At 69.9% G+C, this 11,141-nt stretch carries 7 protein-coding genes; all 7 read right to left on the bottom strand.

Translation table 11 applies throughout. The features are described from left to right. Window positions 1-576 (bottom strand): ABC transporter ATP-binding protein (locus V9U70_RS07395; RefSeq protein ID WP_336673670.1); only part of this gene is annotated, 576 nt, incomplete at its 3' end. A gap of 11 nt (window positions 577-587) precedes the next feature. Beyond that, the gene (locus V9U70_RS07390; RefSeq protein WP_336673669.1) at window positions 588-1,541 is read right to left on the bottom strand and encodes an ABC transporter permease; all 954 of its coding nucleotides are present in this window, start codon (window positions 1,539-1,541) and stop codon (window positions 588-590) included. Continuing rightward, the gene (locus tag V9U70_RS07385; RefSeq protein ID WP_336673668.1) at window positions 1,534-2,463 is read right to left on the bottom strand and encodes an ABC transporter permease; all 930 of its coding nucleotides are present in this window, start codon (window positions 2,461-2,463) and stop codon (window positions 1,534-1,536) included. Before V9U70_RS07385 ends, V9U70_RS07390 begins: the two co-directional genes overlap by 8 nt. A 132-nt stretch (window positions 2,464-2,595) precedes the next feature. Further along, on the bottom strand, window positions 2,596-4,212 hold the full coding sequence (locus tag V9U70_RS07380; RefSeq protein ID WP_336673667.1) for a peptide ABC transporter substrate-binding protein: 1,617 nt from the start codon (window positions 4,210-4,212) through the stop codon (window positions 2,596-2,598). A 643-nt stretch (window positions 4,213-4,855) separates the two neighbouring features. After that, a complete protein-coding gene (typA, locus tag V9U70_RS07375) occupies window positions 4,856-6,730 on the bottom strand; it encodes a translational GTPase TypA (protein WP_336673666.1) in 1,875 nt (624 codons plus the stop codon). Window positions 6,731-7,275: 545 nt separating this feature from the next. Next, window positions 7,276-9,705, bottom strand: a complete 2,430-nt coding sequence (locus V9U70_RS07370; RefSeq protein ID WP_336673665.1) for an ABC transporter family substrate-binding protein — start codon at window positions 9,703-9,705, stop codon at window positions 7,276-7,278. 283 nt (window positions 9,706-9,988) lie between these two features. Further along, window positions 9,989-10,999 (bottom strand): acetylxylan esterase, encoded by a 1,011-nt coding sequence (locus V9U70_RS07365; RefSeq protein ID WP_336673664.1) that lies wholly within the window; start codon window positions 10,997-10,999, stop codon window positions 9,989-9,991. Window positions 11,000-11,141: the final 142 nt, after the last annotated feature.

Genomic DNA, 11,141 nt, shown 5'->3' with positions numbered 1-11,141 from the left:
CTCCAGGGCCAGCGCCATGGCGATCATGATGCGCTGGCGCATACCGCCGGAGAACTGGTGCGGGTAGTCCGAGATACGGGCCGCCGCCGCCGGGATCTTGACCTGGTCCATCAGATCGATGGCCTTGGCCTTGGCCGCCTTGCGGGAGATGCCCTGGTGGACCTGGAACATCTCGCCGAGCTGGTAGCCGACGGTGAGGACCGGGTTCAGCGAGGACAGCGCGTCCTGGAAGATCATCGCGATCTTGCTGCCGCGGATCTTCCGCCGCTCCTCGTTGGACATCTTCAGCATGTCCTGGCCGCGGAAGAGGATCTCCCCCTGGGTGATCTTCCCGGGCGGCATGTCGAGGATGCCCATGATGGTCTGCGCGGTCACGGACTTGCCGGAACCGGACTCGCCGAGCACCGCGAGGGTCTCTCCGGCGCTGACGGTGTAGTTCACACCGTTGACCGCCTTGGCGACACCGTCGCGGGTGTGGAACTCCACGTGCAGGTCGCGGACGTCGAGCAGTGGACCGTCGCCACTCGCGGACTCCCGCGGTGCGGGGACGTGAGCCGTCTTGTCGATGGTGGTCACGAACGCCTCCCTCAGCGCATCTTGGGGTCGAGGGCGTTGCGGACCGCATCGCCGAACATCAGGAAGGACAGCACCGTGACCGAGACCATCACCGAGGGGATGATCAGCACGTACGGCGCGTTGCGCAGCTGGTCCTTCGCGGCGGACACGTCGATGCCCCACGAGACCGTCGGCTCGGCGAGGCCGATGCCGAGGAACGACAGGGTCGCCTCGGCGGCGATGTAGCCGCCCAGAGCGATGGTCGCGACCACGATGACCGGAGCGATGGCGTTCGGCAGGATGTGCCGCGTCAGAATCCGGGTGGTGGAGGCGCCGAGCGCCTTGGCGGCGACCACGTAGTCGGACTGCTTGATCGTGATGACCGAACCGCGGGCGACACGGGCGATCGACGTCCAGCCGAGGAACGCCAGCGAGAGGATGACGACCCAGACGGAGCGCCGCTCGAAGCTGGTCAGGATGACCATGGCGCCGACGATGAAGGGAACGCCGAAGAAGACGTCGGTGACGCGGGACAGGAGGGTGTCGATCCAGCCGCCGAAGTAACCGGCGAGCATGCCGACCACCAGTCCGGTGAGGGTGACCGCGAGGGTCACGATGACACCGACCATGATGGAGGCGCGGGCCCCGTAGACGACGCGCGCGTAGATCGAGCGGCCCTGGCCGTCGTATCCGAGCCAGTCGGGGGCGAAGAAGTGCCCCCAGTTCGGGTGCTGGAGGTAGTGCTCGGCCAGGTTGGCGTCCCGCGGCGAGGCGCTGGTGAACAGGCTCGGGAAGATCGCCATCACGGCCAGCACCACGATCAGTGCCATCGAGACGAGGAACAGCGGGTTGCGGCGCAGGTCGTGCCAGGCGTCCGACCAGAGGCTGCGCGGCTTTCCGAGCGCGGGTCCGGCGTCCGCCACGGCGGGCGCTTCCACGGCGTCGGCCGGGGCCTTGGCGCTCTTGAGTGCGGTGGTGTCAGGCATACCGGATCCTCGGGTCCAGGACCGCGTAGAGCAGGTCGACGAGCAGGCTGCAGACGAGATAGACGATGACGAGCAGCGTCACGACGCCGACGACGGTCGCGCCTTCACGCTTGCCGAGAGCCTCGAACACCAGCGATCCGACGCCCTTGATGTTGAAGATGCCCTCGGTCACGATCGCGCCGCCCATCAGGGCGCCGATGTCGGTGCCGAGGAAGGTGACGACCGGGATGAGCGAGTTTCGCATCAGGTGGACGCCGATGACCCGGCGGCGCGGCAGGCCCTTGGCGACGGCCGTGCGCATGTAGTCGGCGCGCATGTTCTCGGCGACCGAGGTGCGCGTGAGGCGGGCCACGTAGGCGAGCGACAGCGACGCCAGCACCATGGCCGGCATGATCAGCTCGCTGTTGGTCGGCTCGATGCTCACGTTCGGCTTGGCGATGCCGAGCTGGAAAGCGAAGAAGTACTGGACGAGGAAGCCCAGCACGAAGGACGGCATGGAGATCAGCACCAGCGTCAGACCGAGCAGGCCGCGGTCCCGCAGGGACTCGGCCTTGAGGCCCGCGAGAATGCCGAGCGAGATCCCGGCGACGATCGTGAAGACGAAGGCGAAGATCGCCAGTCTGACGGTGATCGGGTAGGCGTCGGCGATGACTTCGGCGACCGGACGCTGCGTTCCGATCTGAGTGCCGAGGTCGCCCTGGAACAAGTTGCCCAGGTAGTTCAGATACTGCTGCCAGATCGGCTGGTCAAGGCCCAGCTCCGCCTTCATCGACGCGATCTGTGCCGCGTCCACGTGCTGTTCACCGGCAAGAGCTCTGACGGGGTCGCCGGGCAGTGCGTACATCATCAGGAAGACCAGCAGGGTCGAACCGATGAAGACCGGGATCATCTGGAGCAGTCGTCGTGCGACATAGCGCCCCATGGGTGCCTCCGTGTGGGGATAACTGCGGCGCGGGGGCCTCCTCTTCCCAGAGGCNGGCCCCCGCGCCTCCGACCGTGCTGAGGGACAGCACGGGCGGATGACGGCCAGGTGGGGAAATGACCCGCAGGCGTGTTACTTGGTGGTGACGCCCGTCAGCTCGTAGTCACCGTGGAAGTCGATCTTCACGTTGTCGACGTTCTTACCGTGGCCGCCGTTGATGGAGTAGAACCAGAGCGGAATGGCCGGCATCAGCTTGACCAGCTCCTTCTCGACCTCCTGGTAGGCCGCGACCGACTCCTCCAGCGAGTTGGCCTTGTCGCCCTTCGCCATCAGCTCGTCGATCTTCTTGTTGCTGAAGCGACCGTTGTTCGACTCCGCCTTGGAGTGGTAGAGCTCCTTGAGGAAGTTCACGTTGACCGGGTAGTCGGCGACCCATCCACCGCGGTACATGCCCTTGACCTGGTCGTTGTCACGAGCCTCGAGGTCGGTCGGGAAGTCCGGCTTGACGTCGCCCACGCAGTCGACCCCGGTGGCGTTGCGGATGGACTCGCAGACAGCGGTCACCCACTCCTTGTGCCCACCGTCGGCGTTGTACTGGATGAAGAACTTGTTCCCCGGGACACCGCCGCCGGCCTCGATGAGCTCCTTGGCCTTGGCCGGGTTGTACTTCAGGACGTCCGAGTCGAGGGTCTGGTTGCCCTTGACCTGCGGAGGCGTGAAGCTCGTCGCCGGGGTGCGCGTGCCGTTCAGGACGGTCTTCGTGATGGTCTCACGGTCGATCGCCATGGACAGGCCCTGGAGGACACGGGGGTCGATGTCCTTGAACGTGTCCGAGTAGAACGCCGGGTTCAGCGACTGGATCGCCGCGTACGGCTGGTCGATCGCGCCGTCGCCGAGGTCCGCCTTGTACTTCGGCAGGTCACGCGGGCCGACCTGCTTGATCATGTCCAGGTTGCCGGAGAGCACGTCCGAGTACGCGGCCTCGACGGTCGAGTAGTTCTTGAACTGGATGCCCTTGTTGGCGGCCTTGTTCGGGCCCTGGTACTCGTCCCAGGCCTTGACCTGGACGAGCTTCTTGTGGGTCCACTTCTCGAACGTGTACGGGCCGTTGCCGATCGGCTTCTGGCCGAACGCCTTCGGGTCGTCGTAGAAGACCTTGGGCAGCGGCGCGAACGTCGCGTAGCCCAGCTTGTAGTTGAAGTACGGGACCTTGTCGGTCAGCTCGATCGTGAACGTGGTGTCGTCCACGGCCGTCAGACCGGACATCTTGTCGGCCTTCGGGTCACCCTTCTCGGGGTGGACGTCCGCGTAGCCCTTGATGTCGGAGAACCAGAAGGCGTTCTGCTGGTTGTTCTTGACGTTGGCGTACCAGTTCCACGCGTCGATGTAGGACTGCGCGGTCACGTCCTCACCGTTGTGGAACTTCCAGCCCTTCTTGAGCTTGACGGTCCACGTCTTGGAGTCCTCGGTCTCGACGGACTCGGCGTTCGTGAGGACGATCTCGCCCTTGTCGTCGAAGTCCAGCAGCTGGGTGAACAGCGACTGGATGACGTAGGAGCCGTTGCTCTCGTTGGTGTCGGCCGGAATCAGCGGCTTCTGGGGCTCGCCGACGTCGATCGAGACGTAACCGGCGGGCTGGCCCGACGTGTTCTTCTTGTCACCGTCACCGCTGTCGCCGCCACAGGCCGTCGCGGCCAGGGCGATGACTGCCGCTCCCGCGACCCACTTGGCGCTCTTGGCACCGCGCATGGGTTTCCTCCTCATGAGTCCACTTTTTGACTACAAGAGGGGCACTGGAGAGATCCACCGACACCCCTGACGGTGATCGTTCAGTGCCCCGAGTGTGCTCGTGAGTCGGCACTCCCCACAGTGCGTGACCCATTGACCCGAGCTCAGTGGAGCCAACTATTGAGCACGGCCGGGCTGTAAACCACACTTACAGGGTCTCGTTTTGACAACATCAGTCCCCTCTGTGTGCCCGAAATCCGGACAAAGCGAGCCAGGACAGACACGCCCGAAACGGACTGTTAACACATGTTCCGGAGAGCGACCCCCGATATCCGGACACCCCGCCCGGGAAAAGCGATTGACGAAGGCCCGGTGCCCCACAGTCTCCGCGGGGGGCCGGGCCCGCTGTCAATGCCCTTGCTGACGGATCGTCCGACGGGCCCCGCGGCGCGGAGGGCTCCTCACATCCGGAGCGCACGGCTCCGACTCTCCGGCTCCCGGCTCCCGGCTCCCGGCTCCCGGCTCCCGGCTCCCGGCTCAGCACACAGGACCGCCCGGAAGCCCTCAGGGGCGACCGGGCGGTCCTCGGGGCCGTACGGGGGGCCGGATACCGGCCCCGTACGTACTACCGGGGCCGGACGTCAGCCGTGCCGGCCGGGCGGTGTCAGCCGTGCTTGGCGCGCGAGGCCGTGCGACCCCGCTGCTTGGCGTCCAGGACGACCTTGCGGATGCGCACGGTCTCCGGGGTCACCTCGATGCACTCGTCCTCGCGGCAGAACTCCAGGGACTGCTCCAGGGAGAGCTTGCGGGCCGGGACCACGTTCTCCGTGGTGTCCGCGGAGGCCGCGCGCATGTTGGTGAGCTTCTTCTCCTTGGTGATGTTCACGTCCATGTCGTCGGCGCGGGAGTTCTCGCCGACGATCATGCCCTCGTAGACCTCGGTGCCGGCCTCGGTGAAGATGACACCGCGCTCCTGGAGGTTGACCATCGCGAACGGCGTCACGGAGCCCGAACGGTCCGCGACCAGCGAGCCGTTGTGACGGGTGCGCAGCTCGCCGAACCACGGCTCGTGTCCCTCGAAGATCGAGTGCGCGATGCCGGTGCCGCGGGTCTGGGTCAGGAACTCCGTACGGAAGCCGATGAGGCCGCGCGAGGGCACGATCCACTCCATGCGGACCCAGCCGGAGCCGTGGTTCGTCATGGTCTCCATACGGCCCTTGCGGGTCGCCATGAGCTGCGTGATGGCGCCCAGGTGCTCCTCGGGGGAGTCGATCGTCATGCGCTCGATCGGCTCGTGGGTCTTGCCGTCGATCTGCTTGGTGACGACCTCGGGCTTGCCCACGGTGAGCTCGAAGCCCTCGCGGCGCATCTGCTCGACGAGGATGGCGAGCGCGAGCTCGCCGCGGCCCTGGACCTCCCAGGCGTCGGGGCGCTCGGTGTCCAGGACGCGGAGCGAGACGTTGCCGATCAGCTCGCGGTCCAGGCGGTCCTTCACCTGGCGGGCGGTGACCTTGTGGCCCTTGCCGCCCTTGCCGACGAGCGGCGAGGTGTTGGTGCCGATCGTCATCGAGATGGCGGGCTCGTCGACCGTGATCAGCGGCAGCGCGACCGGGTTCTCGGGGTCGGCCAGGGTCTCGCCGATCATGATGTCCGGGAAGCCGGCGACCGCGCAGATGTCGCCCGGACCGGCCTTCTCGGCCGGCTTGCGGGTGAGCGCCTCGGTCATCATCAGCTCGGTGATGCGGACGTTGGAGACGGTGCCGTCGCGCTTGATCCAGGCCACGGTCTGGCCCTTGCGCAGCTCGCCCTGCTCGACGCGGCAGAGCGCGATGCGGCCGAGGAAGTTGTCGGCGTCCAGGTTGGTGACGTGGGCCTGGAGCGGCGCCTCGTCGTCGTACTCCGGGGCGGGGACGTGCGACAGGATCGTGGAGAAGAACGGCTCCAGGTTCTCGCTGTCCGCCGGAACGGTCCCGTCCTCGGGCTTGGTCAGCGAGGCGACGCCGTCACGGGCGCAGGCGTAGACGATCGGGAACTCGATCTGGTCCTCGTCCGCGTCCAGGTCCAGGAACAGGTCGTACGTCTCGTCGACGACCTCGGCGATCCGGGAGTCCGGGCGGTCGGTCTTGTTGATGCACAGGATGACCGGCATCCTCGCGGCCAGCGCCTTGCGCAGCACGAAGCGGGTCTGGGGCAGCGGGCCTTCGGAGGCGTCGACGAGCAGCACGACCGCGTCCACCATCGACAGGCCGCGCTCGACCTCGCCGCCGAAGTCGGCGTGGCCCGGGGTGTCGATGATGTTGATCGTGATCGGGTCCCCACCGTCCTTGGGGTGGTACTTCACCGCCGTGTTCTTGGCGAGGATCGTGATGCCCTTCTCACGCTCCAGGTCGTTCGAGTCCATCATGCGATCGTCGAGGTGCTCTGCGGCATGGGCGGCGAACGCTCCGGCCTGCTTGAGCATGGCGTCGACCAGCGTGGTCTTGCCGTGGTCGACGTGGGCGACGATGGCTACGTTACGGATGTCGTGGCGCGTGGGCATGGGTGGCTTGCGCTTCTCTCGGATCGTGGGATCAGGCGTCTCAGTCGGTCTTCGAGTCCTCGTACGCCCGCCGGGCGGCACGCCACGGCTCGTACCATCGTACGGGCCGCGGGCACAGCGGGCTTCACGAGCCGATCCGCGGACGCGGTCTTCCCGTGTGATTCAGGCGATATTCAGCCCGCGTCAAGGTCTTTTCCGCCGGTCCGCGGAGGGCCGGGGGCGTCCGTCGGACCGGCTCCGGGACGGGGATGCGCGGTGCCGTGGTGCGCGACGCGGCGAACGTCCGTGCGAGCGTGCGGGACCTCGGAGCCCGGACTGGGCGGGAGGGGGGACGTCGGGCGCCGCCGGCCGGACGGGCGGCCGGATGCCGGGGGAACGGTGGGGGTGAGCAGCGGTGGAGCGAGGATGGGCCCGGGTCAGGGCAGAACCCACCTTGCCCGCCGGGCAAACCGGCGGGCAAGGGTTTTGAGGTGCATCTGAGCTTGGCCGCGGGAGCGCGCGGCGTTTGACCGCTACTTCTCCCGGTCTGCGGCAAAACCAGCGGCTTACCGGTTCCTGAACCCGATGTCCTGGTAGCGGGGGGCTGCGAAGCCGAAGGCGCCGACGTTCACGAGTTGCTTGTCGACCGCGACGAGCTGGGGGCGCTGGAAGAGCGGAATCGATCCGGCGGCGGCCCAGATCCGGGCGTCCGCCTGCTTCATCAGCTCGCGGGCGTCCTCCTCGTCCAGCTCGGCGACGGCCTGGTCGAACAGCTGGTCGATGTGGTCGGTGCCGACCCGGGTGTAGTTCTGCTCGACGAGGAGCGACCCGTCGGTGGCGGGCTCCGGCTTGGCGTAGATCGGGCGCCCGTCGGTGGCCGGGTAGGCGGTGGCGGGCCAGGAGTAGAGCGCGAGGTCGTAGTCGCCGGAGGCGATGTGGTCCTTGAAGTAGTCGGCGTCGGGGACCTTGGTGATCTCCGTGCCGATCCCGATCTTCTCCAGCATCCTCGCGATCTTGTCCCCGACGCTGCGCAGCGCCTGGGAGCCGGGCCCCGAGGGGAGCACGAAGCGGAGGGTGAGTGTCTTGCCGTCCTTGCCGAGCTGCCCCTTGGCGGCGGCGGGGGCCGGCGCGGGGGTCCCGGCGGGGGCGTACGCGCCGGCGGCTCCACCGGGCTTGTCCCGGGCGGCCACCCGCGAGGCGTCGGCGGGACCGCCCTCGGCGGCCGTACGGGCCTGGCGGAGCAGCGCCGCGCTCTGGGCGGCGGCCGTGCGGGCGGGGGCGAGGGCGTGGACCGCGGCGGGGACCCGGACGGGGCCGGCGGGCCGGCCGTCCTCTTCGGCGGTGGAGCCGGGCTTGTCGTCCTCGCCGACGATGTAGAGGCCCTCGTCTCGGGAGGCGGCGGTGTCCTCGGAGTCCCCGCCGGTCTTCTGCCGCCGGTCGGCGGCCGCCTCGTCCGCGCCGCCCTCCTGCTCGTCCGCCGTCTCGTCCCCGGCGTCCTCTTCGCTCTTCTCCTGGCCGTCCTTCTCCTTGGGGTCGGCCTTCTCCGCGTCCTTCTTCCGAGCCTTCTCCGCGCCGGCGTCGCCCTTGGTGTCCGCCTCGCTGCCCGCCTCGGTGTCCTCGGGCTCGTCGGCCGCGCCGCCCCGGGTCCAGCCGGCGTCGGCCAGCAGGGCGCGGGCCTCCTTGGTGTTCTGCTCGCCCAGCGCCCCGCTGCCGTCCCGGTAGCCGGGCTGCCCGGCGAGGGCGAGGTGGCTGCCGAGCGGCTTCGCCGGAAGCCCGAGCGGCCCCAGCACCGCCTCGGCCAGCTCCTGGCGGTCCAGGGCGCGGGCCACCGCCCGGCGGACCCGGTCGTCGGCGAGCGGACCGGACTCGCCGTTCAGGGCGAGCTGGGTGAAGGCGGGTTCCAGGGACTTGCGGACGTCGAAGTCGCGCAGCGCCTTCTGCTGGGCGCTGTACACGGCGACGGCCTTGCGGTTCTTCTCCCGGGCCGCCCGGGCGGCCTGCGCCTGGTCCTCGTCGGAGCCGTGGGCCAGCGCCCAGGAGCGCAGGGCGGACGCGGGCGTGATCTCGGAGCCGGGCCCGTGGGCGAGGGGCCCGCCGTCGCCGCCCCGGTCGCGGGCGGCGAGGGCGATGCGGTCGGCGGTGGCCGCGTCGACGTCGGCGACGTCCACCGTTCCCTCGGAGAGGGCCTTCGTACGGTCCTCGGCGGCGACGGCCCGGAAGACGAGGGTGTCCAGCTTGGCCCGGTCGCCCCACCAGCGCGGGCTGCGGGCCAGGGTGACCGTGCCCTCGGCCTTGTCGACGCCCCGCAGGAGGAAGGGTCCCGCGGTGTTCTTCAGCGTCGTGCGCGCGCCGTCGTTGAAGGCGTCCGGCGAGCCGGTGATCTCCTTCGGGTAGAGCGGCGAGAAGAGCGAGCGCCAGTCCGCGTAGGGCTTGGCGAAGGTGACCCGCACCTGGAGGTCGTCCGCGCCGCGCTCGATCTTCTCGATCCGCTCGTAACCGGCGTTGCGGGCGGTCCAGTACGCGGAGTCCTTGCCGCTGAGAGCCCGCCACTGGGCGACGAAGTCGGGGGCCCCGATCTCCCGCCCGTCGCTCCACACCGCCTGCTGGTTGAGCTTGTAGAGCACCACCTGCTTGGGCTCGCGCTCGATGGTCTTCGCGGACTCCAGGTAGTCCGGGTTGAGCTGGGGCCGGCCGTTCGCGTCCAGCGGGAAGAGGGTCGGCAGCAGCGCGCCGGTGATCCGGGCGGTGGCGCTGTCGGCGTCCGCCTGGAAGGCGTTGAAGGTGGCGGGCAGCGCGTCGACCGCCCAGTTCACCGTGGAGCCGTCGGCGACCGCGTCGCGGGCGACGGGGGCGATGTCCTGGGGGGCCGCCCGGGAGGCCTCCTGGGCGCCGGAGCTACAGCCCGCCAGCACCGGGATCGTGAGGATGCCCGTCGTGAGGAGCGCGAGCGATCGGCGCTTTCTGGCCGTCCCGCGCGGGACGCCGACGTGGGACATGGCTGGTACCTCCGGGGCCGGCCCGGACCACCCCGTACCGGAATGGACCGGATAGTGCGTATGTGGTGGCATTTGCAGTTGATCACACTGATTCCTTCCGTCCACTGAAAGCGCCCCCGCGCGAGAGCGGGCGCAGACACGGCGGCCGGGTCCGCAACCTCACCCGGCCGGGGGAACGGGAACGGCGCCCGGAAGCGGCGCGGCCCCGCCAACGCGCCCGCCAGGAGGGGTTGCGGCGGCCAATGCGCCTCCCGGGCGGCGGCCCCTGCGGCCGGCGCGCGCCTCAGACCGCCGTCAGCCGCTCCCCGAAGAACCGCGTCCGGTTCGCGTCCAGCTCCGCCGCCTGCGCCGTCATGCCCCGGTAGGCGAAGTGGCCGGCCGTCAGCACCTGGAGCTCGCGCTCCCCGGCCAGCGCGTTGTACACGGCGAACTGGCCCGGCGGCGGCACGGCCGGATCGAACAGCGCGGCCGCGACCAGTGTCGGCAGCGTCAGCCGGGTGGCCGCCGTCGCCGCGTCGAAGTAGCGCAGTACGTCGGTGACCTCGGGGTGCTCGCGGTGGTGCGCCCGCACCGCCTCTCCGCTGCCGACGCAGGGCAGGATCAGCCTCAGGGGGTGGTTGCCGAAGGTGGGGACCGTGAGCTGGGCGGCGCCGAAGCGGTCGTCCCAGGGCAGGGCGAGGGCTCCGAGCCCGCCGCCGAAGCTCTCCCCCAGATAGCCCAGGCGCGGCCCGCCGGGCCGCCCGGCCGCCGACAGTTCGGGGGCCAGTTCCGTCAGGGCGGAGGCGGCGCACCACAGGTCGGCCGCGCAGTCGCCGATGACGTACGTGTCACGGGAGCCGATGCCGTGCAGGACGTGGTCGGCCGCCAGGTCCGGCAGGCCGTCGACCCGGCCTCGCTCCCCCATGCCGCGGGCGCACGGCAGGATCGCGGCGGACCCGGGGAGCGGCGGCGGGAGGTCCCGGCCGGGGCCCTGGCGGCCGCCGTACCCGTGGCCGACGACGAATCCGTGCCGCACGGGCCCCTCGGCGGGCAGGGCGAGCCAGCCGCCGAGACGGACGCCGCCGACGGAGGTGTAGGCCACCCGGTGGACGCGCACACCGTCGCGTTCGTCCTCGACCGGCCCCAGCTCCGGCCGTGTGGCCACGGCGCGGGCACGGGCGTACCGCTCCCGCCAGAAGGCGTCGAAGTCCTCGGGGGCGGGCGGGGCGGGGACGCCCAGCAGGGTGTCCACGGAGCCGTGCCCGTAGGAGGGGTCGAACGGGAACGCATGGGAGAGCGCGACGGACGAGGCCATGCCGGGAGCGTAGAGGCCTGCGACAGCCGCCACCGGTGGCCCCGCGACGGGGAGCCCGACGGCCGCCGGCTCCCGCGTCGCCCTTCGGGCGCGCCGGAAGGTGGGGCGCCGAGGGGAGCGCTGCGAACACGACGCTCCTCGC

The sequence above is a fragment of the Streptomyces pratensis genome (assembly GCF_037137275.1).
In the GTDB taxonomy this organism is placed as follows: Bacteria; Actinomycetota; Actinomycetes; order Streptomycetales; family Streptomycetaceae; genus Streptomyces; species Streptomyces pratensis_B.
Note: the sequence above shows the minus strand (reverse complement) of the source record. Positions and strands in the feature narration are given on the sequence as shown.